26 protein-coding genes and 1 tRNA gene are annotated in these 23623 nt (G+C 68.1%); 3 read left to right on the top strand and 24 right to left on the bottom strand.

From position 1 onward, the window contains the following. Window positions 1-39: 39 nt before the first annotated feature. Entirely contained in the window at window positions 40-789 is a 750-nt protein-coding gene (truA, locus tag OXR60_RS01015) for a tRNA pseudouridine(38-40) synthase TruA (protein WP_267393172.1), read from the bottom strand. Continuing rightward, window positions 786-1694 (bottom strand): methionyl-tRNA formyltransferase, encoded by a 909-nt coding sequence (gene fmt, locus OXR60_RS01010; protein WP_267393171.1) that lies wholly within the window; start codon window positions 1692-1694, stop codon window positions 786-788. The genes truA and fmt overlap by 4 nt, the downstream gene beginning before the upstream one ends. A gap of 56 nt (window positions 1695-1750) precedes the next feature. Between fmt and recR the strand changes: the two genes are divergently transcribed. Beyond that, window positions 1751-2347: a recombination mediator RecR gene (gene recR, locus OXR60_RS01005; protein WP_267393170.1), complete on the top strand. Its 597-nt coding sequence runs from the start codon at window positions 1751-1753 to the stop codon at window positions 2345-2347. A 4-nt stretch (window positions 2348-2351) separates the two neighbouring features. On the opposite strand, the gene OXR60_RS01000 is transcribed toward recR, so the two are convergent. The 10 genes from OXR60_RS01000 to OXR60_RS00955 form a co-directional block, all read right to left on the bottom strand. Beyond that, the gene (locus tag OXR60_RS01000) at window positions 2352-3782 is read right to left on the bottom strand and encodes an efflux transporter outer membrane subunit (protein ID WP_267393169.1); all 1431 of its coding nucleotides are present in this window, start codon (window positions 3780-3782) and stop codon (window positions 2352-2354) included. Further along, entirely contained in the window at window positions 3779-4708 is a 930-nt protein-coding gene (locus tag OXR60_RS00995) for an efflux RND transporter periplasmic adaptor subunit (RefSeq protein ID WP_267393168.1), read from the bottom strand. Before OXR60_RS00995 ends, OXR60_RS01000 begins: the two co-directional genes overlap by 4 nt. A 6-nt stretch (window positions 4709-4714) precedes the next feature. Continuing rightward, on the bottom strand, window positions 4715-4942 hold the full coding sequence (locus tag OXR60_RS00990; protein ID WP_267393167.1) for a DUF1656 domain-containing protein: 228 nt from the start codon (window positions 4940-4942) through the stop codon (window positions 4715-4717). Beyond that, window positions 4939-6951, bottom strand: coding sequence for an FUSC family protein (locus tag OXR60_RS00985; RefSeq protein ID WP_267393166.1), 2013 nt, complete (start codon window positions 6949-6951; stop codon window positions 4939-4941). Before OXR60_RS00985 ends, OXR60_RS00990 begins: the two co-directional genes overlap by 4 nt. Continuing rightward, window positions 6948-7406: a MarR family transcriptional regulator gene (locus OXR60_RS00980; RefSeq protein ID WP_267393164.1), complete on the bottom strand. Its 459-nt coding sequence runs from the start codon at window positions 7404-7406 to the stop codon at window positions 6948-6950. The genes OXR60_RS00985 and OXR60_RS00980 overlap by 4 nt, the downstream gene beginning before the upstream one ends. A 93-nt stretch (window positions 7407-7499) precedes the next feature. Beyond that, window positions 7500-7940, bottom strand: a complete 441-nt coding sequence (locus OXR60_RS00975; RefSeq protein ID WP_267393161.1) for a response regulator — start codon at window positions 7938-7940, stop codon at window positions 7500-7502. After that, on the bottom strand, window positions 7924-9060 hold the full coding sequence (locus OXR60_RS00970) for a histidine kinase dimerization/phosphoacceptor domain -containing protein (RefSeq protein ID WP_267393160.1): 1137 nt from the start codon (window positions 9058-9060) through the stop codon (window positions 7924-7926). The genes OXR60_RS00975 and OXR60_RS00970 overlap by 17 nt, the downstream gene beginning before the upstream one ends. An 84-nt stretch (window positions 9061-9144) precedes the next feature. Next, the gene (locus OXR60_RS00965) at window positions 9145-10626 is read right to left on the bottom strand and encodes an efflux transporter outer membrane subunit (protein WP_267393158.1); all 1482 of its coding nucleotides are present in this window, start codon (window positions 10624-10626) and stop codon (window positions 9145-9147) included. A gap of 8 nt (window positions 10627-10634) precedes the next feature. Beyond that, a complete protein-coding gene (locus OXR60_RS00960; protein WP_267393157.1) occupies window positions 10635-12182 on the bottom strand; it encodes an MDR family MFS transporter in 1548 nt (515 codons plus the stop codon). Next, window positions 12179-13492, bottom strand: a complete 1314-nt coding sequence (locus tag OXR60_RS00955; RefSeq protein WP_267393155.1) for an HlyD family secretion protein — start codon at window positions 13490-13492, stop codon at window positions 12179-12181. The genes OXR60_RS00960 and OXR60_RS00955 overlap by 4 nt, the downstream gene beginning before the upstream one ends. 32 nt (window positions 13493-13524) lie before the next feature. On the opposite strand from OXR60_RS00955, the gene OXR60_RS00950 reads away from it, so the two are divergent. Beyond that, window positions 13525-14019, top strand: a complete 495-nt coding sequence (locus OXR60_RS00950) for a MarR family transcriptional regulator (protein WP_267393153.1) — start codon at window positions 13525-13527, stop codon at window positions 14017-14019. Between the two features lie 125 nt (window positions 14020-14144). On the opposite strand, the gene mazG is transcribed toward OXR60_RS00950, so the two are convergent. The 8 genes from mazG to OXR60_RS00910 form a co-directional block, all read right to left on the bottom strand. Further along, window positions 14145-14879, bottom strand: coding sequence for a nucleoside triphosphate pyrophosphohydrolase (mazG, locus tag OXR60_RS00945; protein ID WP_267393151.1), 735 nt, complete (start codon window positions 14877-14879; stop codon window positions 14145-14147). A 49-nt stretch (window positions 14880-14928) separates the two neighbouring features. Next, window positions 14929-15546 (bottom strand): TIGR02281 family clan AA aspartic protease, encoded by a 618-nt coding sequence (locus OXR60_RS00940; RefSeq protein ID WP_267393149.1) that lies wholly within the window; start codon window positions 15544-15546, stop codon window positions 14929-14931. After that, on the bottom strand, window positions 15543-16307 hold the full coding sequence (locus OXR60_RS00935) for an MBL fold metallo-hydrolase (protein WP_267393147.1): 765 nt from the start codon (window positions 16305-16307) through the stop codon (window positions 15543-15545). The genes OXR60_RS00940 and OXR60_RS00935 overlap by 4 nt, the downstream gene beginning before the upstream one ends. Further along, window positions 16304-17080, bottom strand: a complete 777-nt coding sequence (locus tag OXR60_RS00930) for a TatD family hydrolase (protein WP_267393144.1) — start codon at window positions 17078-17080, stop codon at window positions 16304-16306. Before OXR60_RS00930 ends, OXR60_RS00935 begins: the two co-directional genes overlap by 4 nt. Beyond that, on the bottom strand, window positions 17080-18627 hold the full coding sequence (gene metG, locus OXR60_RS00925) for a methionine--tRNA ligase (RefSeq protein ID WP_267393142.1): 1548 nt from the start codon (window positions 18625-18627) through the stop codon (window positions 17080-17082). Before metG ends, OXR60_RS00930 begins: the two co-directional genes overlap by 1 nt. Window positions 18628-18677: 50 nt before the next feature. Then, window positions 18678-19649, bottom strand: a complete 972-nt coding sequence (locus OXR60_RS00920; protein ID WP_267393140.1) for an AAA family ATPase — start codon at window positions 19647-19649, stop codon at window positions 18678-18680. Between the two features lie 19 nt (window positions 19650-19668). Then, complete coding sequence (locus OXR60_RS00915) at window positions 19669-20847, bottom strand: D-alanyl-D-alanine carboxypeptidase family protein (protein WP_267393138.1); 1179 nt, start codon at window positions 20845-20847, stop codon at window positions 19669-19671. Window positions 20848-21025: 178 nt separating this feature from the next. Next, entirely contained in the window at window positions 21026-22069 is a 1044-nt protein-coding gene (locus tag OXR60_RS00910; RefSeq protein ID WP_267393137.1) for a lytic murein transglycosylase, read from the bottom strand. A gap of 95 nt (window positions 22070-22164) precedes the next feature. On the opposite strand from OXR60_RS00910, the gene OXR60_RS00905 reads away from it, so the two are divergent. Continuing rightward, window positions 22165-22254 (top strand) — tRNA-Ser (locus OXR60_RS00905). Window positions 22255-22265: 11 nt separating this feature from the next. Here OXR60_RS00905 and OXR60_RS00900 read toward each other — a convergent pair. The 4 genes from OXR60_RS00900 to fabZ all read right to left on the bottom strand — a co-directional run bounded on the left by OXR60_RS00900 (window position 22266) and on the right by fabZ (window position 23602). After that, entirely contained in the window at window positions 22266-22409 is a 144-nt protein-coding gene (locus tag OXR60_RS00900) for a DUF2256 domain-containing protein (RefSeq protein ID WP_267393136.1), read from the bottom strand. A gap of 2 nt (window positions 22410-22411) precedes the next feature. Continuing rightward, window positions 22412-22723 carry a PilZ domain-containing protein gene (locus OXR60_RS00895; protein ID WP_267393134.1) on the bottom strand — a complete coding sequence of 104 codons (312 nt, stop codon included), beginning with the start codon at window positions 22721-22723 and terminating at the stop codon, window positions 22412-22414. Window positions 22724-22800: 77 nt separating this feature from the next. Continuing rightward, window positions 22801-23034 (bottom strand): 50S ribosomal protein L31, encoded by a 234-nt coding sequence (gene rpmE, locus OXR60_RS00890; RefSeq protein ID WP_267393132.1) that lies wholly within the window; start codon window positions 23032-23034, stop codon window positions 22801-22803. Between the two features lie 118 nt (window positions 23035-23152). Then, the gene (fabZ, locus tag OXR60_RS00885; RefSeq protein WP_267393582.1) at window positions 23153-23602 is read right to left on the bottom strand and encodes a 3-hydroxyacyl-ACP dehydratase FabZ; all 450 of its coding nucleotides are present in this window, start codon (window positions 23600-23602) and stop codon (window positions 23153-23155) included. Window positions 23603-23623: the final 21 nt, after the last annotated feature.

The raw sequence follows: 23623 nt of genomic DNA, 5'->3' as shown, positions 1-23623 counted from the left end.
ATCGCGCCGGAGCCGGCGCGGACGAGGGGGATCGCGTGGTCAGCCCTCGTCCGGATACACCGCGCGCACGAAGAACAGCCCGTCGGGCGGTGCGTTGAGCCCGAGGCGGGCGCGGTCCCGCGCCGCCAGCGCTTCTGCCAGATCGTCGCGCGACCACCGGCCGAGGCCGATCATCGCCAGGCAGCCTACCATCGAGCGCACCTGATGGTGCAGAAATGAGCGCGCCGCAGCGTGGATCGCGATCCGCTCGCCCGATCGCTCGACGTCGAGCCGGTCGAGCGTTCGCACCGGGCTGTCGGCCTGGCAATGCGCCGAGCGGAAGGTGGTGAAATCATGGCGGCCGACCAGTTGCTGCGCCGCCTCGTGCATCGCCGCCGCATCGAGCGGCTGCGGCACCTGCCAGGCCAGCCCCCGTTCCCAGGTCAGCGGCGCCCGGCGGGCGACGATGCGATATTCGTAGGCGCGGCCGACGCAGGAAAAGCGCGCATGCCAGTCGCCGGCGACGACCGCGCAGGCGGTGATCGCCACCGGCGACGGGCGCAGCCGCGCGTTGAGCGCCTCCATCAGCCGGAACGGCGCAATCGGCTTGGCGATGTCGCAATGCGCGCGCATCGCCAGCCCGTGCACCCCGGCGTCGGTCCGTCCGGCGGCATGCACCGCGACCTCCTCGCCGGTGATCGCCTGCGCCGCGGCCTCGATCGCGCCCTGGACGCTCGGCCCGTGCTTCTGGCGCTGCCAGCCCATGAACGGCCGGCCATCGAACTCCACCGTCAGCGCGAACCGTGTCAAAGCTGGGTGCCCGTGGGGATCGGGAAGCCGCGCAGCAGCTCGGCCGTGGTGCTCACCCCGCGACCGGCGCGCTGGACGATCGTCGGCCGGATCGCGCCGTCGCCGCAGGCGATGGTCAATTGGTCGTCGACCGTCTCGCCTGCGCCGAAGAAGGTGAAGGGCAGCACCTGCGCCGCCAGAACCTTGACCCGCTCTGCGCCGATCTCGAAGAACGCGCCGGGCGCCGGGTTGAACGCGCGCACCTGACGCTCGGCCGCGACCGCTGAGCCGGTGAAATCCAGCCGCGCCTCGGCCTTGTCGATCTTGCTGGCGTAGGTCACGCCCTCCTCGGGTTGCGCGATCGGCGGGTTGCCCGCGAGATCGGCCAGCACCTCGACCATCAGCCGTGCACCGAGCGCCGCCAGCTCGTCGGTGAGCTCACCGGCGGTCTTGCCGTCGATCGGGGTGCGGCCTTCGCGGCGTACCGGCCCGGTATCCAGCCCCGCCTCCATCTGCATGATGCCGACGCCGGTCTCGGCGTCGCCGGCCAGGATCGCGCGCTGTACCGGCGCCGCGCCGCGCCACCGCGGCAGCAGCGAGCCATGGACGTTGAGGCAGCCATGCGTCGGCGCCGCGAGCACCGGCCGGGGGAGGATCAGGCCATAAGCCGCAACCACCGCGACATCGGCGTCCAGTGCCGCCAGCGCGGCCTGCTCGTCCGCATCGCGCAGGCTCACTGGGGTGCGTACCGGCACACCGAGCTGCTCGGCACGCTGCTGGACGGGGGAGGCGACCAGCTCGCGCCCGCGGCGCCCGCCCGGGCGGGGCGGCTGGCTGTAGGCGGCGACCAATTGGTGGCCGGCCGTGACGAGCGCGTCGAGCGTTGGGACCGCGAACGCGGGGGTGCCCATGAAGATGATCCGCATGGCCCGTGCTTCAACGCGCTGGCGGCGAGCGGCGCAACCCCCTATCTGTTCCCGCGATGGCGTCTCCCGAAATCGAAACCCTCACCCAGGCGCTGGCGCGACTGCCGGGCCTCGGGCCCCGCTCGGCGCGGCGCGCCGTGCTCCACCTGCTCAAGAAGCGCGAAGCAGCGCTCGGGCCGCTGCGTGCGGCGCTCGAGGCGGTCGACGAACGGCTCGAGACCTGCAGCGTGTGTGGCAATGTCGACACCGCCAACCCTTGCGCGATCTGCGCCGATCCGCGCCGAGACGCGCGTGCGCTGTGCGTGGTCGAGGAGGTGGCCGATCTGTGGGCGCTGGAGCGCTCGCGGCTGTTCCCCGGCCGCTTCCACGTGCTTGGCGGCCGCCTGTCGGCGCTGGAGGGCGTGCGGCCCGAGGACCTGTCGATCGACACGCTGGTCCGCCGCATCGAGGTCGGCGGGATCGACGAGGTGGTGCTGGCGATGAACGCGACGCTCGAAGGCCAGACCACCGCGCATTACGTCGCCGAGCGGATCGAGCGCTTTCCCGTCCGCGTCACCCAGCTCGCCCACGGCCTGCCGGTCGGCGGCGAGCTGGATTATCTCGACGAAGGCACGCTCGCCCAGGCGCTGCGCGCGCGACGACCGGTCGGATGAGGCGTCAAGCCTGCCAGCCGCCACCGAGCGCCAGGAATAACTGCACCTGGTCGGTGGCGAGCCGGGTCTGCTGCGCCGCCAGCATCTGATCCGCCCCGATCAGCGTCCGCTGCGCATCGAGCACCGGTAGGAAGCTGGTGCGGCCGGCGCGGAACAGCGTCTCGGCATCGGCCGCCGCCTTGGCCGCCTGGCCGCGCGCAGCGCGCAGGTCTGCCGTCCGGTCGAGATCGCGTGCATAGACGGTGAGCGCACTTTCGGTCTCGCGCAGTGCGCCGAGCACCACGCCATCGAACCGCGCATAATCGGCGTCTGCCTCGGCCTGGCTGGCCGCGATCCGCGCCCGTACCCTGCCGCGGTTGGGGAAATCCCAATGGATCAGCGGGCCGAGCGAGAATTTGAAGGTGTCGCTACCGAGCACCCGATCGGCCAGCCCGACCGAACCGACCGAGGCGCCGAGCGACACCTGCGGGTAGAGCTCGGCGGTGGCGACGCCGATCCGCGCGGTCGCGGCATGCAGCTCGAGCTCGGCGCGGCGCACATCGGGTCGGCGCTTGAGCAGCGCGGCGCCGTCACCGATCGGGATCGCCTGCGCCAGATGCGGCTCGGCGGTGCACGCCGCTACCGAGCGGTCGAACTCGGCCGGCGGCCGGCCGGTGAGCGTGGCCAGTCGGTATAACGCGAGCTGCTTGGCCGCGCGCAACGCCGGCATGGTCGCGCGGACTTGCGACTCCTGCGCCTGCGACCGCGTCGCATCGAGCGAGATACCGCGACCGCCGCGCACCAGCCGCTGGGTGAGCGCGGTGGTGCGGCTCTGCAGATCGAGCGCACGCTGGGCGACCCCGATTTCGCGACCTGCCGAACAGGCATCGAGATAGGCACGCGTGGTATCGGCGGCGACGGTGATGCGGACGCTGTCACGCGCCGCCTGCGTAGCGGCGACATCGGCATCCGCCGCTTCGATCGCGCGCCGCACCTGGCCGACCAGATCGAGCTGATAGGAAACCGAGCCGCTGGCCGCATAGACGAACGAACTCGGCAGCGCCGCACCTGGAAGGAGCTCCTCTTCGGCCGACCGCTGCGCATAACCCGGCGCGGCGGTAATCCCGAACTGCGGGCGGCGATTGTCCTCGGCAAGATCGAGCGATGCCTGTGCACGTGCGATATTGGCGGTGGCGATGCGCAGATCGGTATTGGCGGTCAGCGCCTCGTCGACCAACCGGTCGAGCTGCGGGTCGTTGTACAGGTGCCACCAGTGATTGGGCACCGGGGCCAGCGCATAGGCGCGCTCGCTGCCGCCGACGAAGGCGCCCTGCGCCGTCGGCTTCTCGATCACGGCGTCGCCCGGGCGATGATAATTAGGACCTACCGTGGTGCAGCCCGCGATGGCGGTGGCGCAGCCCAGCAGCGTAACGAAGCGCGTAAACGAGCGGGTCATGCGTAAGGCTCCTGCGCTTGTGCATTGGCGACCCGCGGGGCGGGGGTCGTGCGGGCAACGGGTGCTACGCGCGGCTGGACCTCGACCGTCGCGGTGCGGCCGACCACCAGATCGAGGTGGGCGGGCAAGCGATCGATGGCGATCCGCACCGGGATTCGCTGTGCCAGCCGCACCCAGCTGAAGGTCGGGTTGACGTTGGCGAGCAGATTGGCGCCGGCGCTGCGATCACGATCCTCGATGCCGCCGGCGATGCTCTGGACGTGGCCGGTGATCACCCGATCGTCACCCATCAGCCGCACGGCGACCGGGTCGCCGACATGAACGCGGGGCAGCTTGGTCTCCTCGAAATAGCCGATGATGTGGATCGAACCCGAGTCGATGATAGCGAACTCGGGATGGCCGGCGGTCGCGTAATCGCCGGGGCGCAGGTCGAGGTTGGAGACGGTGCCGGCGACGCTCGCCTTGACCGCGGTGCGGGCGAGGTTGAGCCGCGCGGTGGCGAGCGTCACCTCGGCCTGGTCGAGCGCCGCACCGAGCTGGGCGACCCGGGCATCGCCCTGTTCGCGCACCTCGCCGGCGACGAGATCGCCGAGCTGGCGGTTGCGCCCGGACTCGCGCCGCGCCTGAAGCAATTGCACCCGCGCCGAAGCAACCGCCGCCGTCGCCTGCGACACCGCAAGTTGATAACGTGGCCGGTCGACGATGAACAAGGGCGTGCCCACCGACACCGGCTGGTTGTCGCGAACCAGCACCTGGGTCACCAGCCCCGACACGTCGGGCGCGACCTGGACGATATCGGCGCGTACCCGCCCGTCACGGGTCCACGGCTCCACCTCGTAATGCTGCCACAGCCGCTGCGCCGCCAGAAGGGCGACGGCGACCACCGCCAGCGTCACCGCGACGCGCAGGATCAGTATCTTCTTCATGTGCCTTCAGCCGATCAGGGCGGCAGAAAGGCTGCCGCCGGTAAGGAAGGCCGCCAGTGCGGCCCAGAGGATGACGGTCATCGCGACATCGAACAGCCCGCGATGCCACACCAGCCGGTAGAAGCCGGTCCGCGACAATCCCCAGCCGATCAGCTCGGCGACGATGAACGCGAGCATCGCCGCGATCAGCAGCGGGTGGACATAGACGCCACCGAGATTGATCTCGCCAGTCATGCGGCGATCCTGTCCGGCACCCAGGCCGGCGCCGCCGGGAAGAAGTTGCGCCGCAGGGCGGTGAGCGCCGACAAGGTTCGCTGGCGATCGTCGGCATCGGCGACCGCAAAGCCGTCGGTGATCGCATCGTCGATCTGCGCGAGCAGGGCAGGGGCGGGTTGCTCCTCGCGCCCTTTCACCCGGGCGCGATAGTGCGCGCCGACTGCGCTGCGCACCTCGGCGGCGGTGCCGACCTCGTCGAGCTGGATCAGCCCGGCGCCGATCCGCAGCTCGCGCAGCGCCGCCGTGGCGGCGTCGCCGTCCCCGCCGTCGCCGGCCTGCTGCTCCTCATCGCCAATGCGTGCGGCGAGCAGCCCGACCCGGTCGAGCATCCGGCTGTTCCACGCCATGCGCAGCGCCGGCGCGGCATGGCCGGCGAGCGTGCCGAGATCACGCCAGCCGGCGCGACGGAGCCGGCGGATCGCGGTGCCGGCGCCGATCACCCGCATCAGCCGGGTCGCGAAGATCGCCGCCGCGGTGCCGATCAGCAGCGCGACGTTGCTGTTGATGAAGCCCGCCGCCTCGGCGGAGAAGCTGTTGGTCAGCGCCAGCCCGCCCCCGAAGCCGATCATTAGCGGCATCATCTTTCCATACCAGTGCGGCAGCGCCATCAGCAAACCCAGCACCAGCAGCGCCGGGGCCAGCACCAGCGTCAGCGTCTCGAAATTGTGCACCATCGGCAGGATGGCGAACAGATAGACGGCGGTGATCGGCACCGCGATCGCGGTCCACACCAGGAAGCTGCGCTGCGCCGGCACCGGATCGTCCATCGTCGCGAAGAAACAGCAGATCACCGCCGAGATCATCGTTGCGGTCGCGCCCTCGGGCCAGCCGGTGGCGATCCAGAAGGTGCAGCAGCCGAGCAGCGCGACCATCGTGGCCGTCGCCGACAAGGCCGCCACCGCATAGTCGCGATGCAGACGCCGCACCCGTGACGGAATGAACGGCGCCACATCGCGGCGGACGTGCTCCGGATCGATCACCCGTGCCGCAAGATCATGCGTCATCGCCAGCGCGTCGACCAATTCGCCGAGCCGCGCGCACAGATTGAGCGTCAGCAACCCGTCCCAGTCGTGCTCGGGCGTGGCCGCGGCGGCCTGCCGGCAACGTGCAGCCAGCGCCGCTGCCCGCTCGGGATCAGCCGGGTCATCACGATCGATCACCCAGGCGCGGATCTCCGCGACCAATGCAGCAACGTCGCTGCGCACCGTGTCCAGCGTCCGCAGCCGGTCTTCCACCGCCGACACCAGCGGCAGCAGCAGCACCAGCCGGTCCTGCAGCGTCGCCAGCACGGCGCGGGTCGGGCGGATCCGCGCGGTATCGAACGGCAAGTGGATGGACAGGGCGTGGAGTTCGGTCACGTCGGCGGCCAGACGGCGGCGCTCGCCGTCGGTGCGGCCTTGTGCCTCGGCACCGAGCACGTCGGCGATCCAGGCGTCGGCCTCACGCATCAGCGTGGCGACGCGCAGCCCGATCGCCGCGCTGACGCTACGCGGGAAGATCAGCGAGTGGACCAGCGCGGCGCAGATCACGCCGAGGCCAATCTCCTGCACCCGCAGCACGGCCGTGTCGAAGATCAGCTCGGGGTGGGCGACCGAGGGAAAGCCGATCAGGGCCGCCGTATAGCCGGCGAGCATGAACAGGTAGGAACGCGGCGTACGATCGAGCAGCGAGATGAACTGGCAGCCGGCCACCCATAAGGCGAGCGCGAGCGACAACAGCACGGGCGCGTTGGAGAGCACCGGCACGATGGCCACCGTCGCCGCGCCGCCGACGATCGTGCCGATCAGCCGGAACACCGCCTTCGAGCGCACTGCGCCGCTCAGCGGCTGGCTGGTGATGTAGACGGTGGTCATCGCCCAGAACGGCCGTTCGAGGCCGATCGAGAAGGAGATGAACAACGCCAGCATCGCGGCGATGAAGCAATTCCACGAGAAGACCCATTCACGAAAACCGGAGCCGGCCATCATGCCACATCCTCGCCGCCGGTGGTGGACAGCGCGGTGCGAACTTGATCAAGCACGCGCAACGCGGTCGCCAGATCGGCATCGGGCACAGCGTCGAACACGGCGCGACGGATCGTGACCGAACGCTCCTCCGCCTGCCGGGCAAGCGCGCGACCGGCATCGGTAAGATGCAGCGACCGTGCCCGCTTGTCGCTGGCATCGACGCGGCGCTCGACCAGGCCGGTCCGCTCCATAAGATCGAGCAGCGGCACTACGGTCGGACCTTCGACGCCGAGTTCGTCGGCAAGCGCACCCTGGCGCACGCCATCGCCCATCCGGCCCAGCACCATCACCGCCAGCGCGGTGGAATGCGACAGCGACAGATCGGCCAGGCCGCGATCGAGGTAGCGGCGATAAAGGCGCGCAAGCGGCACCAGCCGTGAGCCGAAGTCGCGTTGCAGAGTGGCAGGGTGGGTCACGCCCGCTAGATAGTTAGCTATCTATCTATTAGCAAGTGGTTGTAGCCGGGCCTTATTGTGACGCCTCTGACCGACTGCGCTGAGGCGCTCGGTTCAGTACAGGTTGAGGATCGACGGCATCGAGGTCGGCGCCGTTCCCTTGGCGCAGCCATAAGCGGCGTTCACGGCATCGCCGAGGCTGGCGTTGTGGAACGGCTTGGCGATGCAGCCGATGATCAGCTTGTTGCTCGCCGACGGCGGGCAATTGCCGCTGAGGAAGATGCAGGGGACGCCGCGTGCCGCCAGCGCCTCGGCCACCGCGATGCCATCATCGCCCAGCGCGAGCTTGACGTCGCATAACGCCATGTCGGGTGTCTCCGCATCGGCGAGCGCCAGCGCGTCCGCCAGCGTATCCGCGATCCCGATCACGCTATGGCCATGCAGCGTCAGTGCATCCTCGATCAGCATCGCCACCAGGGCCTCGTCCTCGACGACCAGCAGTTTGAGCGTCGGGGCGTCCGCAGCAGCGTCGCGGAAGTCAGTCGGAGAGAGCATAAGGCAGAGACAACATCAGGCCGGAGGGACGATCGTCGAAGGTCGCGCGTAGCTGGTGGGCGAGGGCGCGTACCAGCCGCTGGCTGGCGGTCGGCGCCTGGCTCCTATCGCGCAAGCAGCCGCTGAACAACAAGGCGAGCCGCTGGCGTCCGCCATCATCGATCACGATGTCCGCCGTCAGCCGCACCGGTGCATCGTCGGCGCGGCCATCGAGCAGCGTGTGGACGAGCAGCGCGAACGCCACCGCTGCCTCCACCGGCAGCGGGCGCGCCACCGAGACGGCGGCAAGCGACACGCCGGTCGACGCTTCCTCGACCACGCTGGCGAGCAGCGCCGCGACGTCGACGGTATCGGGCGATCCGGTGGCGTAGAGCGGTCGATGCGCGATCGCGAGCACCTGCAGCCGGTCGGCGGCCGCCTTCAGCGCCGCGCCTTCGCTGGGGTCGGGATGGGCCGCCAGCTCCATGGCGACCAGTCCTACCGCCACCTGCAGCGCGTTGCGCACGCGATGGTTGAGCTCGGCGAGCAGCCGCTCGCGCGACGTCACCGCCAGGCGCAGTTCTTCCTCCACCCGCAGCCGGTATTTGGCGAGCGCGACATAATGGCAGACGGTATGCAGGAAGCTCAATTCGTCGGCCGTGAAGCGATCGGCCCAGCGCCGGCCGAAGCCGAGGGTGCCGAGCAGCACGTCGCCATGAACCAGCGGCGTGCAGGCATAAGCGTCGAGCCCGACGTTCTTGACGAACGCCACCATCGGATCCTCGGAGCGTTGCAGGCTGGTGGCGTGACGCGGCCGGCGTTCACGCGCGACGGTGCCGCAGATCGCCTGGCCGATCGCCAGCTCGCCGCCATCCGCCGCCTGGGCATCGGTCAGCCCGCCATGCGCCTCGAGGATCAGTCTGTCATCGTGCAGGCGGTAGTTGAAGAACACATCGAGCCGCAGCTCGGTGCGGATCAGCGTGAACAGCTCGTCGACCATCCGTGCGGCGCTGCCCGCGGCGAGCAGCCGTTCCGCGACATCGGCAAGCAACGCCAAATAGCGCTGCGGGACCGACACGCCATGATCGCCGCCATCGGTCGCCCGCCGGTCGTGACCAGTCCGATGCGCTGGATCCATCATCACGCCGCCTTAGCCAGCCGACAGTTAACAGCGCAACACCGGCACGCCGGAAAGCGCCGCGCCGATAATCAGTTAGTCATCGCGTCAGGACTGCGGTGGGGTCCAGCCGAGTCCCAGCGCCTTTTGCAGCGAGACATAGTCGCCGGTGAGCCCGGCGGTCCCCTGCGACAGATTCTGTTCGGCGGCGACGCGCTGGCGCTCGGCGTCGAGCGTGTCGATCAGCGTCGCGGTGCCCGCCTGGAAGCGCTGCTGCATCAACGCCGCAGCGCGATCGGCCGACGCCTTGGTGCGGACCAGGCTGGCGACCGTCTCGCGGCGGTGGCCGAAGCGCGACAGCGAGTCCTCGGCGTCCTGGAGCGCGCGCAGCACCGCCCCGCGGTAGTTCGCCTCCGCCTCATCGCGCTGACCCTTGGCCTGCGTCACCCGCGCGCCGGCGCGGCCGAAGTCGAGGAAGTTCCATTGCAGCATCGGCGCCGCGAGCGCAGTCAGATTGCCGAGATCGGTAAGGTCGGAAAGGCTGGTGCCGCCGAGCCCGACCAGGCCCATCAGCGTGAGCTTGGGGAAGCGCGCCGCCTCGGCAACGCCGATCTGCGCGGTTCGGCCCGCGAGCTGGCGCTCGGCGGCGCGGATGTCCGGGCGGCGTTGCAGCAACGCTGCCGGGTCGCCGACCGCCACCGCGGCGGGCGGCAACGGCACCGGCGCGAGCGGGGTCAGCATCGCGTCGAGCGCGCCGGGCTCGGCGCCGGTCAGTACCGCCAGCGCGTTGAGATAGCTCTCCACCTCGGCGGCGAGCGGCACCACCTGCGCATTGGTGGTTTCCACCTGGCCGCGCAGCCGCTCGACATCGAGCGCCGAGGCGGCGCCGCGGTCGAACCGCTGCTGGGTGAGATCGAGCATCCGCTGCTGCATCGCCGCCGACTGGCGCGACAGCACGATCCGCCGCTGCGCGTCGCGCAGATTGACATAGGCCTGAGCGACATCGGCGGAGAGGCTGACCTGCGCATCGGCGAGGTTGGCCTCGGCCGCGCCTAGCTGTGCCCGTGCCGCCTCGACGCTGCGGCGGCGACCGCCGAACAGGTCGATCTCCCAGGTCGCGTCGAAGCCGACATTGTAGAAGTTGAGCGAGCTGATCTCGTCGCTGCTGCTGGTGCCTTGCGCGGCACCGGTGCCGGTGTCGCCGCTCCCGCTGCCGCCGAGGCTGCCAAGATCGATGCCTGGCACCTGCGCATGCAGATAGGTCGCGCTCGCGCTGGCGTTGGGGGCGCTGTTGGCGCGCTCAAGCCGCAACGCACCGCGCGCCTGGCGGAGCCGCGCCTGCGCCACCGCAATATTGGGATTGGCCGCCATCGCCCGGGTCTCGAGCGCGGTGAGCAGCGGATCGTTGAGCGTCGTCCACCAGGCGGCGACGCCCGGCGCGGCGGCCGTCACCGTGGTGTCGGCGCGAACGAAGCCCGGGCGGATCGCCGGATCCGACGCGGTCTTGGTCGGGCCGGCATAGTTGGGGCCGACGGTGCAGCCTGCCAGCGCCAGCGCCGATACCAGCAGGGGGAGGGGGAAGGAGCGCATGGACAGCCTCAATGCATCGCCGCCGCTGGTTTGCCATGGGGCAGCGGGCGAAGGAACAGGACGAGCGGGGTGACGAGCAGGATGCCCACCGAGAGCAGCCAGAACAGGTCGTTATAGGTCATCACCAGCGCCTCTCGCGCGATCGTCTGGCCGATCTGCTGCACCGCCGCCGCAGGATCGCCGACGCTGCGCGTCACCGTGGCGAGATAGTCCTGTAGCGCCACCGAGTTGCTGTTGAGCAGGTCGTCGAGCCGCCGGCTGTGCAGGTAGCTGCGCTGGTCCTGGATGGTCGCGATCCCTGCCAGCACCAGCGACCCGCCGATATTGCGCGCGGCGCTGAACAGCCCGGCGGCATCGCCCGCCTCCTCGGGCTTGACCGAGGCGATCGCCGCCTGGTTGAGGAACACGAAGCCGAGAATGGTGCCGACCCCGCGCAGCAGCTGCGAATCGGTGAATGCGCTGCCTACCGACTGCGCGGTCAGCACGGTATCGGTCCAGCAGCTCAGCGCCATCAGCGACAGACCCATCGCCACCGCGAGGCGAATGTCGACATAGCGGATCAGCACGGGCACGAACGGCATCATCAGCAGGCTGGGGATGCCGCTCAGCAACACCACCTTGCCCGATTGCAGCGCGTTGTAATCGGCGATCGCGGCGAGGAACTGCGGGATCACATAGCTGCTGCCGTACAGCACCATGCCGAGCACCAGCCCCATGATCGCGACGCTGCCGAACTGCCGATCGAGCAGCAGCCGCAGCTTGATCACCGGCTTGGCCGAGAACAGCTGGCCGGCGAACAGCAGGATGTAGCCGACCACCGTCACCACCGTGAGCTGGATGATCAACGACGACTGGAACCATTGCTCGCGCTGCCCTTCCTCGAGCACCACGGTCATGCCGCCGAGCCCGAGCGCCAGCCCGACGATGCCGAGCCAGTCCGCCTGCAGCAGATCGCGCAGATGCGCCTTCTGGTGCGGCAGCCCGACCAGCAGCAGCACCAGCAGCAGCGCGCCGACGGGGATGTTGAGGAAGAAGGCGTAATGCCAGGAAATGTTCTCGGTCAGCCAGCCGCCGATCAGCGGCCCGAGCACCGGCCCGAGGATCGCGGTGACGCCGAACAGCGCGGTGCCGATCGGCTGCTGCGATCGCGGCAGTCGGGTGGCGATGATCGTCATCGCGGTCGGGATCAGCGCGCCGCCGGTGATGCCCTGGCCGGCGCGGCCGATGATCATCATCGTCAGCGTCGTCGACAGGCCGCACACCACCGAGAAGGCCGTGAACAGCACCGAGGCGATGAGCAGGAAGGTGCGCAGGCCGAGTACGCGCTCCAGCCACGCCGAGAGCGGGATGATGATGATCTCGGCGACCAGATAGGAGGTCGCGATCCAGGTTCCCTCGGTGCCGCTGGCGCCGATCTCGCCCTGGATGGTCGGCAGCGCCGAATTGACGATCGAGATGTCGAGCGTCGCCATCAGCGCGCCCAGGCTACCCGCGACGACGGCGAGCCAGGCACCCAGATCGGCGCGCTCGGGCGCAGCCGGCGCGGCGCTGCTCACGGGTTGCCGGCTCCCTGGCCCTGCTGGCGCTGCTCCTGGGCCTGCTCGCGGCGGTCGTTATGCTGCTCCTGCTCCTTGCGGATCCGCTCCTTGTCGCCCTTGGCCGAACGTGTATCCACCGTCACGTCCACCGACATCCCCGGCAGCAGCAGCTGCCGCGTCGCCGGGCCGGCGTCGATCGCGATCCGCACCGGGACGCGCTGGACGATTTTGGTGAAATTGCCCGTCGCATTCTGCGGCGGCAGCAGCGAGAATTGCGCGCCGGTGCCCGGCGACAGGCTCTGGACGCGGCCATGGATCTCGACCCCCGGCAGCGCATCGACCTCAAGCGTCACCGGCTGGCCGATCCGCATCAGCCCGAGCTGCGTTTCCTTAAAATTTGCCTCAATGTAGAGTTGCTGCACCGGAACGATCGACATCATCCGGGTGCCCGACTGGACATATTGGCCGACCCGCACCGTCTTGTCGCCGATCCGCCCGTCGACGCTGGCGCGGATCAGCGTCGAGCCGAGGTTGACGTTCGCGGCATCGAGCTGCGCGCGACTGGCTTCGCCCTGGGCGAGCGCCTGCTTCACCTGGGTGTTGAGCGTGCCGATCTTGCGCTGGGCGCTGAGCAGTGCGGCGCGCGCGCTGGCGACCTGGGCGGCGGACTGGCGTGCCTGGTTCTGGAGCTGCGACAGTTTCTCGCGGCTTTCCGCGCCGGTGGCGGCGAGGGGGGTGTAGCGGGCGACTTCCGAACGCGCATAAGCGGCATCGGTCTCGGCGGCGCTGAGATCGGACTGCGCCCGCGCCACGGCGGCCTGTTGTTCGCCGATCTGCGCGCGGACGCCCGCGGCGTTGGCGCGCGATACGTCGATCTGCGCCTCGACCTGGGCGGTCTGCGCACGATAATCGCGCGGATCGATCTGGATCAGCGGCTGGCCGGCCTTCACCTGCTGATTGTCGGCGACCAGCACCTGGTCGACATAACCCGACACCTTGGGCGACACGGTAACAGCATCGGCCTGGATATAGGCATCGTCGGTGCTCTGCATGTACTTGCCGACACTCTGGTAGCGCAGGAACCACAGCACGCCGCCGATCACGATCAGCGCGAGCACCAGCAGCAGCACGATCCGCACCCGCGGGTTTTTCAGCGGCGAGGGCTTGGCCGGCTTCTTGTCGTCATCCTTGGCGTCGCCATCGCTGTCGCTGTCGTCGTGCCGGGCATCGTCGCTCTCGCGGCGATCGGCTGCATCGTGCTGCTCGCCATCCCGCTGGTCAGGCGCCCGATCGCGGGGGGCGCTGTCGTGCTGATCATGGTCGGCCATGCGGATCTGTCTCGTCGTCGAACGAAGGGAAGATGCCGCAATATTCGCACTTGCAGCAATGCGCAAGACCATTTAATGAGGGTCCTCACAAGATGACCGACTGCGAAATCCTTGCCGGCAGCTTCTTTCGGCTGTTCCTGCGCCTGCACCGCCTCCTCGATAAGCGGATGGCGGAGGAGGGGGCCTCGCTGTCGCGCACCAAGATGCTGCTCTACGTGAGCAAGCACGGCCCGGCGCGTGCCGCCGATATCGCCGATTTCTTTGGCTTTGCGCCGCGTACCGTCACCGAGGCGATCGACGGCCTCGAACGCGACGGTTTGGTCACGCGCATGCCCGATGCGCATGATCGTCGGGTCAAGCAGGTGTCGGTCACCGATCAGGGCAGGCGCGTCATCGAGGCGACCGAGCCGCTACGCCGCGAATTGATCGACGGTGTGTTCGGCGATCTCGATCCGGCCGAGCGCGAGCAAATGGACGCGATTTTGACGAAGATGATGGCCGCCGTGGAGCGCGAAGAGGCGCGGTAAGGCCGAAGAATCTACACGCCGCGACAGCCGATGTGAGCCGCAATATCCTCAGTCTACATACGACCGCTCACGAACGGCAACGCTAGAAAAGTGGTGACCATCCCGACAGATAAGTCGTGAGGCTTTCAGCCTCTGCTTTTAACCTCTACCCACAATGCTTCTTTACTATCGAGATCGAGACCTTCGAACGCGTCACCGGCGATCGCCTCCATGCCGCGGAAGCGCCGCTCGAACTTGGCGTTGCCGGCACGCAGGGCCGCTTCCGGGTCGATGCCGAGGTGGCGTGCCCAGTTGACCACCGCGAACAGCAGGTCGCCGACTTCTTCCTCCACCTCCTGGGGCGGGGCGCTCGCCACCTCGGCCAGTTCCTCGTCGATCTTCGCACGCGAGCCCTCGGCATCGGGCCAGTCGAACCCGACCCGCGCGGCGCGCTTCTGCAGCTTCACCGCACGCAGCAGCGCTGGCAAACCTGCAGCGACACCTGCTAACGCGCTGGAATCGTCCGCCTTGCCGGCGCGCTCTGCGGCCTTGATGCTCTCCCAACCTGGGTTGGTGTCCGCATCGCCGAAGATATGAGGATGCCGGCGTTCCATCTTGTCGCTGACGGTGGTGACCACATCGGCGAGGGTGAAGGCGCCGGCCTCCTCGGCGATACGGCTGTGGAATACCACCTGGAGCAGCAGGTCACCCAGTTCGTCCTTGAGATCGGCAGGGTCGTTGCGCTCGATCGCATCAGCCACCTCATAGGCTTCCTCGATCGTGTAGGGGACGATCGTCGCCCAGGTCTGTGCGACATCCCATTCGCATCCACGCTCCGGATCGCGCAGCCGCGCCATGATCGCCACCAGCCGCTCGATCATCACAACAACCCCTTAGGAAGGGCCTCACCGCCCAGTCCGATAATATACATTATGTAAAACTCTGATGGTGGTGAGGTTCTAATATCAAGGTCCGCCCCTCCACCCGCCATGACTTAAGCTTTGACAGGAAGTTCATGCCCAGTACGTCGGTGTCACCGAAGGCCGGCGATACGACAACCCCAAGATCGCGCGCAACGACGTCGCCGAGCCGGATCTCCTCGACCGTGGCGGTCTTGGCGGTGATCGGTCCATTGGCGGTATTGAGCACCATCGGAAACATGCTGTTCGTCACGTCCAGCCCCGCAGCCGTCGCGGTCTGGGTCGAGAGCGCCGTGATCGTCGCGCCACTATCCACCAGCATCCGCCGCTGCACGCCGCCGATCGTCACACGTGCCCAGAAATGGCCATCGCTGGCCATCCGGATCCGCGTTTCGCGGCCGACCACCTGCTGGTCGTCCAGCTTGAGGAAGCTGGCGATCCGTCGCAGATACGGGTCGAACTTCTCACGCTGGCTGAGCACCATGAACAGCAAGCAGAAAATGACGCCCCAGGTAACCAGCATCACCAGCGTGCGCACCACGGGCACGCGGCGCGCGATCAGCGCCGACAGCGGCAGGATCAGCAGCAGCGCGTACAGCAACGCGTTGGCGCCGAGATCCGGGTTCATAGCCGGAATTCTTGCCCGTCATAGCCCGGCTCGACGCCTGCCGGCAGGGCCGCCACTAGGGTGGCGTAATCCATGCTGTGATCCATGTGGATAAAGGCCGCGCGGGTTGGTGCGAGCGCCTCGATCCAGCCGAGCACCTGCGGCACGTCGGGATGGGTCGGATGCGGCGCATAGCGCAGCGCGTCGACGATCCACAGGTCGAGGCCCTGGTAGATTTCCCGCATCGCCGGGGTCAACTCGTGGAAGTCGGTGGCATAGCCCGCCACCGCACCGCCAGCCTCGATCCGCAAGCCTGCCGAGAAGATCTTGCCGTGCGGCTGGTCGACCACCGAGATGGTGATCCCGCCGATCGTCAGCCGGTCCGGCAACTCGGCACCCTCGACGGTGGGCGGATAGCCCTGCCGCCCGGCGAACACATAGGTGAAGCGCTCGCGCAGCGCCTGCAGCGTCGGCGCGCGGGCATAGCCGAGCACCGGCCGGCCGAGCGCGTGGAAGATCTGGCGGACGTCGTCGATGCCGTGGCAATGATCGGCATGGTCGTGGGTCCAGATGATCGCATCCACCGCGCCCACCTCGGCGGCAAGCAATTGCTCGCGCATGTCGGGGCTGGTGTCGACCAGCACGCGAACGCCGTCATGCTCGATCAGGATTGACGCGCGGGTGCGGCGGTTGCGCGGCTCGGCGGGGTCGCACACGCCCCAGTCGTTGCCGATCCGCGGCACGCCGGATGACGTGCCCGAGCCGAGGATGCGGATCCTCAAGCCTTGGTTTTCCCAAACAAGGTGAAGAAATTGGCAGCCGTCGTTGCGGCGAGATCGTCGACCGTATCCCCGCGCAGCTTGGCCAGGAACGCCGCGGTATCGGCGACGAAGGCAGGCTCGCCCGGCTTGCCGCGATGGGGGATCGGCGCGAGGAACGGCGCATCGGTCTCGATCAGCAGCCGCTCCGCGGGCAATCGCGCGGCCACGGCTTGCAGATCGGTCGCATTCTTGAAGGTCACGATACCTGAGATGGAGATGTAGAGACCGAGCGCAAGTGCCTGATCGGCAAAGGCGCCGCTCGCGGTGAAACAGTGGATGACGCCGGTGTAGGCCCCCTCCTCCATCTCCTCGCGCATGATCGCCAACGTATCCTCCTCGGCATCGCGCGTATGCACGATGATAGGCAAGTTAGCAGCCCGCGCGGCGCCGATATGGGCGCGGAAGCTGGCCTGCTGCCGTGCCCGATCCGAATGGTCGTAATGATAGTCGAGCCCGCTCTCGCCGATCGCGATCACCCGCGGGTGCGCGGCACGCGCGACCAGCGCAGCGGTGTCGATGTGCGGGTGGTGATCCGCGTCATGGGGATGGATCCCCACCGATGCCCAGACATCGGGCTCGCGCTCGGCGGTCGCGATCACCGCATCCCACTCGCTCTCGCGGGTCGAGATGTTGAGCATAGCCCCTACCCCGCGCGCGCGGGCGCGTTCAAGCACGGCCGCCTGATCGTCGACCAGCCCCTTGTAGTTGAGGTGGCAATGGCTGTCGGCGAACATCACGCCGCCTCGACCGGTAGCTCGAGCCGTGGGAAGGCCGGGGTCGGCGCGAGGATGCGGAAGCCCTCCCCCGCCTTGCGGGCATACCAGCCATCGTCGTCGACCGCGGCATGATCGCGCTCGTCGGCACCGATCTGGTCAAGCACCTTCCCTGCCCCGCCAGGCACCACCGGGAGGATCGCAATCGCCAACATCCTGATCGCGCGCACCAGCGTCCCCAGCACCGCGTGCATCCGCTCCGGATCGGTCTTGCGCAGCGCCCAGGGTGCCTGGACGTCGATATACTGGTTGCAGGCGAACACCCCGCGCATCCACGCCTCGATCCCCTGCGACAGCAGCAGATCGGTAAAGCCGGCCTTGAGCGCCGCGCAGGCGACCACGATCTCCTCGATCAGCATCGCATCCGCCGGATCGCTGCGGCCGAACTCAGGGAGCGCGCCGTCGAGGTTCTTGGCGATGAACGACAAGGTCCGCTGGGCAAGGTTCCCGAAGCTGTTGGCGAGTTCGGCATTGACGCGGGTGACGATCGCCTCGGCCGAATAGCTGCCATCCTGGCCGAAGCTGACGTCGCGGAGCAGGAAGTAGCGCAGCGCGTCGACGCCGAAGGCATCGGCCAACTCGCCCGGGTCGACCACGTTGCCGAGCGACTTGGACATCTTCTCGCCGCGGTGGAGCAGGAAACCGTGACCGAACACGCTCTTGGGCAGCGCAATCCCCGCCGACATCAGGAACGCCGGCCAATAGACCGCGTGGAAGCGCACAATGTCCTTGCCGATCAGGTGCAGATCGGCCGGCCAGTAGCGCCATTCGTCACCCTTGTCCGGATAGCCCGCACCAGTAAGATAGTTGGTCAGCGCGTCGACCCACACGTACATCACATGGCCGTCGCTGCCCGGCACCGGCACGCCCCAGTCGAAGCTGGTCCGCGACACCGACAGATCGGATAACCCGCCTTCGACGAAACGGACGATCTCGTTGCGACGGCCGTCGGGGCGGACGAAATCCGGTTCCGCGGCGTAGAGATCGAGCAGCGGCTGCTGATATTTCGACAGGCGGAAGAACCAGCTCTCCTCGGCCGTCCACTCCACCGGCGTGCCCTGCGGCGACAGCCGGGCATCGCCCTCCCCGCTCAGTTCCTTCTCGTCATAGAACGCCTCGTCGCGGACCGAATACCAGCCCTCGTAGCGGCTGAGATATAGGTCGCCGTTCGCTTCCATGGCCTGCCAGATCGCCTGGCTGGCGCGATAATGATCAGCGTCGGTGGTGCGGATGAAGCGATCATAGGAGATCGACAGCCGGTCGCACATCGCCTTGAACATCGACGACATCTCGGTGGCGAGATCGGCGACCGCGACGCCGCGATCACGCGCGGTCTGCACCATCTTGAGGCCATGTTCGTCGGTGCCGGTCTGGAAGCGCACGTCGCGCCCCGCCTGCCGCTGGAAGCGCGCAATCGCGTCGGCGGCGATCGCTTCATAAGCATGGCCGATGTGCGGGCGGCCATTGGGGTAGCTGATGGCAGTGGTGATGTAGAAAGGATCGGCCATGCCGCGGCTCCTAGAGCATCCCCCGAGGCAGGTGAAGCCGCTGCGTTGCCTCAGTGCAGCGCGGCGAGGATCCCGCTCATCTCGAACACCGTCGCCTGAGGATCGAGCGACAGGCCGAGCGCCGCGCCGGCGAGATCGCGCGCGGCGGCCTGGGCATCGATCGCCGCCTTGAGCCGCACGCCAGACCGCGTACGCGCCTCGTGGGCGATCATTGTCGCTGCCCGCTCGAGGAACAGCGCGTAGCGATCGGCGTTGGCCTTGCCCGCCAAGGTCTTGGCAAGCCGCGCCCGGCGACTGTTGTCGGGATCGCCACTCGCGGCAATCGCCCCGATAGCGGCGTCGAGGCCGGCGACATCCAGTCCCGCGTAGCGAAGCGCCCGCCCCGGCGCGCCGTCGCCGGTGCGGACCAAGGCGGCGATATCGTCCTTGGCGGCGTCGGGTAGGTGCTGGCGCAGCGCCGCTGCCATGTCGTCGTCGTTGAGAGAGCCGAACCGGAGCAGCCGGCACCGCGACCGGATCGTCGGTAGCAGCCGCCCTGGCGCGTGGCTGACCAGCAGGAAGACGGTACCCGCCGGCGGCTCTTCCAGGTTCTTGAGCAGCGCGTTGGCGCCGTTGCGCTCGAGATCGTCGACCGCATCGATCAGTACGATGCGCCTCGGCCCCATCGACGGGCGGGTGGCGAACATCGGCTGCAGCGAGCGGACCTGCGAGATGGTGATGCTGCGGGCGATATCCTGGTCCGGCTTGTCGGGATCCTTGGCCAGCCGGGTGAGCAGCCGGAAGTCAGGATGCGATCCTGCCTCCATCAGTGCGCGGGCCTGCACGCCCTCGGGCACCGCGAATCCGCCCGGAAGGCCAGCTGCGCCGGCCGCTTCGGCGAGCAGGCGCTGTGCCGCCATCCTGGCAAAACTCGCCTTGCCGACGCCTTCAGGGCCGACCAGCAGCCAGGCGTGGTGGAGCGTCCCCCCGCGCATCGCCGCGGCGAAGGCGGCGTGCGCGGCGGCGTTGCCGAACAGGGTCACCCGATCACCCGCGATCCGATCAGCCGAACAGCGACTTGAAGCCGGCCCAGGCGCGGCCGAAGAACCCTGCTTCCCCGATGTCTTCAGCAGCGACCAGCGGCAGATGCTGTTCCGGCAGCCCTGCCGAGGTGATGACCAGATCAGCGACGTGTTGGCCTGCCTTGATCGGCGCCTTGATCGGTCCTTCATAGACGATCTTGCCCGCCATCTGCGGCACCGCACCCGCCGGCAGCGCGACCGTGAGCTGTTCGGGGGCGACCAGACCGACGCTGCTCGAGCTCCCCATCTGCACCTCGGCGGTGCCGACCTGCTTGCCCTTGGCGACCACGGGCTTGGCCTGCCAGGCGCGGAAGCCCCATTCCATGAAGCGCACCGATTCCTCGGCGCGTCCGGTCGAGCTGGTCAGCCCGGCGACCACCATTACCAGCCGGCGGCCATTCTGTTGCGCCGAGCCGGTGAAGCCGTAGCCGGCCTCGTCGGTGTGGCCCGTCTTAAGCCCATCGGCGCCGGCCACGCGGCCCAGCAGCGGATCGCGATTGGCCTGGGTGATGTCGCTGCCGGCGCCCAGGGTCTTGCCCCAGGTGAAGCTGGGCAGCGAATAGAAGCGCTTGTAGAGATCCGGGAAGTCCTTGATCGTCGCCGAGGCGAGATGCGCGAGATCACGCGCGGTGACGTAGGTCACGCCATTGTCCGGCCAGCCGTTGGCGGTGCCGAAATGGCTGTTGCTCAACCCGAGGCGCTTGGCGGCATCGTTCATGCGATCCGTGAAGGTCTGCTCGGTGCCCGAAATGCCCTCGGCGAGCACGACGCAGGCATCGTTGCCCGACAAGGTGACGATGCCCTTGAGCAGGTTCTCGACGCTGACATTCTCGTTGGGCGAGAGGAACATCGTCGAACCGGCCTGCGGACCGTGCCACTTCTGCCAGGTCTCCGGGCGAACCGGGAACGTCTGGTCGAGCTTGAGCTCACCCTTCTTGACCATCTCGAATGCGACATAGACGGTCATCATCTTTGCCATCGAAGCAGGCGGCATCCGCCGATCGGCGTCGCGATTGTACAGCACCGCACCCGACGATAGATCCTCCATGAAGGCGATCGGCGCGGTGCCCTGAAACTGCGGCGCAGCCGCCATGCTGGGGACGGCGAACGACCCGACCACGAGGGAGACGGCGAGCGGGGCGGCGATCAGCTTGTTCATGGATGGGTGGTCCAACTTGGAAGGAAAACGCGATCCGCACACCGGATCAGACTGGAAGGCAGGCTCTGGACGTCGCCATAACGGCGCGGTGAAGCGACGTCACGCGGGCGTTACCGGCCCTGCCATCTTTGTATCGCTGCGCGAGCGTTGCGATCAAGATAGCACCCGCTGGTCGCGCTCATCCTTCGACCGCATCGGCGAGCAACCCGACCGACAAGGCGTAGAAGTTGGAGCAATTGTAATCGAGGATGACGCGGTAGTTGCCGGTCAGCAGATAGGCGGTGGCGCCGGGGCCGTCGGGCTCGATCAGCGTCGCAAGCACGTCGTCGGCCGGCCAGCCGCGTGCCTGCGGCGCCAGCCCAAGCGCGCGCCATTCGGCGATCGTTCGCCAGCGGCTGTGGCGCTCGAACACGCGCGGGCAGCGTGGCGATACGAGGCGGTTGGTGAGATCGGCGCGGTTCAGCGTCAGTGGCACGCTGACGGCGAGGCCCCAGGGCTGGCCGCGGCGCCAACCCGCGTCGGCGAAATAGTTGCCGATCGAGGCGAGCGTGTCTGCGGGGCTGTTCCAGATATCGGCCTTGCCGTCACCGTCGCCGTCACGGGAGATCCGGAGGTACACCGAGGGCAGGAATTGCGGGTTGCCGGTGGCGCCGGCCCAGCTCCCCTTCAGTTGCTCGCGCGAGACGCCGCGATCGAGCATCTTGAGCCCGGCGATGAACTCGCCCGCGAACAGCTCACGCCGGCGTCCTTCATAGGCAAGACTGGCCAGACTGCGCAGCAGATCGAAGCTGCCGGTATAGGTGCCGTAATTGGTTTCGTGGCCCCAGATCGCGACCATGATCGACTCCGGCACGCCGGTCTGCTGCTCGACGCGGCTGAGCCGCGCACGTTGGGCCAGGAAGGTGTCGCGACCGCGGGCGATACGCGCGCCATCGACATGGGCGGTCTTGTAGGGCGCGAACGGCGGTGTTGCGGTGCTGCCGGGATTACCTGGTTGGGCGCGATCGAGCTGGATGGTGCGATCGCTGAGCGTCAGCGTCGGGAACACCGCATCGATCGTGCGCTGGGTGACGCCGGCCGTCAGCGCCTGCTGGCGCAGCATGGGCAAATAGGCCTGGAAGCCCTGCTCGTCCTGCGCTGCGGCTGGCGCAATGCAGGACGTCGCGGCAATGACACCCAAGGCGCCGCGCCGCAGCCACACTGATACTCTGTTGCCCCACATGCTGCAAAACTGCCACAGCGAGCCCGGGCGGTGAACCCCTTATCGTCCCGGCTCTTGCACGTGACGGCGCGGTGCGACTATCGGGGGCGCAGCGCGGAGAGGTGGCCGAGTGGTTTAAGGCAGCGGTCTTGAAAACCGCCGTAGGTGCAAGCTTACCGTGGGTTCGAATCCCACCCTCTCCGCCATCCCGCTTGGGCTAGGGCTTGTCGCCCTGGGCACGGCACCGGTCCGAGCAATATTTGACGTTGTCCCAATCACGCGCCCACTTCTTGCGCCACGCGAATGGGCGCGCACAGGCGGCGCAGGTCTTGGTCGGCAGGGTGAGCTTGTGGTGCGCCATGGTCAGCGGTTGAGCGCGACCAACTGGTCGAACAGCTCCATCGGCAGCGGGCGGTGGAAGCGGCACCCGGCGGCAAAGTCGTCGGCCCACATCACATCGGCGGCGATGGGATCGGCGCCCGGCAGCGTCAGCCAGATGACGCTGCCCTTGGTGAGCTCGACATAGGTCTGGAGGCGGGCGCCGTGGATCGAGACGTCGACCACCCGGCACAGCGATCGACCGGCCTTGCCGATCTCGGCGTCGAGCGACACCGGCGCGCGCGGCATGTGGCGCTGCTCGTCTATCTCGGCAGGTTCAAACTCGGCGGCGAACATGGGACCGGTGTAAAATCCGGTAGTTAACGCCGCGTCAAGCGGCCGGCCTCGAGATTGTGCGAGACCGGCCGAAAGCATCAGCTCTTGCGGAGGGTGAGACCACCACCGAAGCGCTTGTTGAAGCGGGCGACCTGGCCGCCGGTATCGAGCATCGTGCCGCGACCACCGGTCCAGGCGGGATGCGCCAGCGGGTCGATGTCGAGGGTCATCGTGTCGCCTTCCTTGCCCCAGGTGGAGCGGGTCTCGAACACGGTGCCATCGGTCATTTGGACCTTGATGGTGTGATAGTCGGGATGGGTATCGGCCTTCATCGTCTATGCTCCGGCAATGGCTGGTTCCGACCAGCCCTGGAAAAGAGGCGCGCCCCTAGCGGAACGCGCCCCGAACATCAAGATAACTTCGCTAAGGTCGCGCATAGGCGCCATGGCCTCAGGCCTTGGGCGGATCAGCAATCATCGCGGTAAAGTTGGCTTCGGCAACCACTTGGCCATCGATCTTCGCCACGCCTGAGAACTTGCAGACGCTTGAGCGCTTTTGCACGAACTCGACCTCGAGCCGCAGCAGGACGCCGGGCTCGACCGGCTTCCTGAACTTGGCGCCGTCGATCGCCATAAAGTAGACGAGCTTGCCCGAGCCGGCGAGGCCGAGGCTCTCGACCGCGAGAATGCCCGCGGCCTGTGCCAGCGCCTCGACGATCAGCACGCCCGGCATGATCGGCCGGCCGGGGAAATGACCCTGGAAGAACTGCTCGTTGATCGTCACCGCCTTGATCGCCGCGATCGACCGGTCGGGAACGAGTTCCTCGACACGGTCGACGAGCAGCATCGGGTAGCGATGCGGCAGGGCCGCCATGACCCGCCCGATATCGAGCGCGGTCATCACGGGCTTGTCGGTGGCTTG

Origin of the sequence: Sphingomonas sp. GC_Shp_5, from assembly GCF_026540855.1 — a bacterium.
GTDB lineage: Bacteria > Pseudomonadota > Alphaproteobacteria > Sphingomonadales > Sphingomonadaceae > Sphingomonas.
The sequence above is the reverse complement of the archived record's forward strand: the minus strand, read 5'-3'. Positions and strand labels throughout refer to the sequence as shown.

Excerpts from the sequence above, each read along its gene's own strand:
- fmt (WP_267393171.1), bottom strand. The coding sequence starts at position 1,694 with ATGCGGATCATCTTCATGGGCACCCCCGCGTTCGCGGTCCCAACGCTC.
- recR (WP_267393170.1), top strand. The coding sequence starts at position 1,751 with ATGGCGTCTCCCGAAATCGAAACCCTCACCCAGGCGCTGGCGCGACTG.
- OXR60_RS01000 (WP_267393169.1), bottom strand. The coding sequence starts at position 3,782 with ATGACCCGCTCGTTTACGCGCTTCGTTACGCTGCTGGGCTGCGCCACC.
- OXR60_RS00995 (WP_267393168.1), bottom strand. The coding sequence starts at position 4,708 with ATGAAGAAGATACTGATCCTGCGCGTCGCGGTGACGCTGGCGGTGGTC.
- OXR60_RS00990 (WP_267393167.1), bottom strand. The coding sequence starts at position 4,942 with ATGACTGGCGAGATCAATCTCGGTGGCGTCTATGTCCACCCGCTGCTG.
- OXR60_RS00985 (WP_267393166.1), bottom strand. The coding sequence starts at position 6,951 with ATGATGGCCGGCTCCGGTTTTCGTGAATGGGTCTTCTCGTGGAATTGC.
- OXR60_RS00975 (WP_267393161.1), bottom strand. The coding sequence starts at position 7,940 with ATGCTCTCTCCGACTGACTTCCGCGACGCTGCTGCGGACGCCCCGACG.
- OXR60_RS00970 (WP_267393160.1), bottom strand. The coding sequence starts at position 9,060 with ATGATGGATCCAGCGCATCGGACTGGTCACGACCGGCGGGCGACCGAT.
- OXR60_RS00965 (WP_267393158.1), bottom strand. The coding sequence starts at position 10,626 with ATGCGCTCCTTCCCCCTCCCCCTGCTGGTATCGGCGCTGGCGCTGGCA.
- OXR60_RS00955 (WP_267393155.1), bottom strand. The coding sequence starts at position 13,492 with ATGGCCGACCATGATCAGCACGACAGCGCCCCCCGCGATCGGGCGCCT.
- OXR60_RS00950 (WP_267393153.1), top strand. The coding sequence starts at position 13,525 with ATGCCGCAATATTCGCACTTGCAGCAATGCGCAAGACCATTTAATGAG.
- mazG (WP_267393151.1), bottom strand. The coding sequence starts at position 14,879 with ATGATCGAGCGGCTGGTGGCGATCATGGCGCGGCTGCGCGATCCGGAG.
- OXR60_RS00940 (WP_267393149.1), bottom strand. The coding sequence starts at position 15,546 with ATGAACCCGGATCTCGGCGCCAACGCGTTGCTGTACGCGCTGCTGCTG.
- OXR60_RS00930 (WP_267393144.1), bottom strand. The coding sequence starts at position 17,080 with ATGTTCGCCGACAGCCATTGCCACCTCAACTACAAGGGGCTGGTCGAC.
- metG (WP_267393142.1), bottom strand. The coding sequence starts at position 18,627 with ATGGCCGATCCTTTCTACATCACCACTGCCATCAGCTACCCCAATGGC.
- OXR60_RS00915 (WP_267393138.1), bottom strand. The coding sequence starts at position 20,847 with ATGAACAAGCTGATCGCCGCCCCGCTCGCCGTCTCCCTCGTGGTCGGG.
- OXR60_RS00910 (WP_267393137.1), bottom strand. The coding sequence starts at position 22,069 with ATGTGGGGCAACAGAGTATCAGTGTGGCTGCGGCGCGGCGCCTTGGGT.
- OXR60_RS00900 (WP_267393136.1), bottom strand. The coding sequence starts at position 22,409 with ATGGCGCACCACAAGCTCACCCTGCCGACCAAGACCTGCGCCGCCTGT.
- OXR60_RS00895 (WP_267393134.1), bottom strand. The coding sequence starts at position 22,723 with ATGTTCGCCGCCGAGTTTGAACCTGCCGAGATAGACGAGCAGCGCCAC.
- rpmE (WP_267393132.1), bottom strand. The coding sequence starts at position 23,034 with ATGAAGGCCGATACCCATCCCGACTATCACACCATCAAGGTCCAAATG.
- fabZ (WP_267393582.1), bottom strand. The coding sequence starts at position 23,602 with ATGACCGCGCTCGATATCGGGCGGGTCATGGCGGCCCTGCCGCATCGC.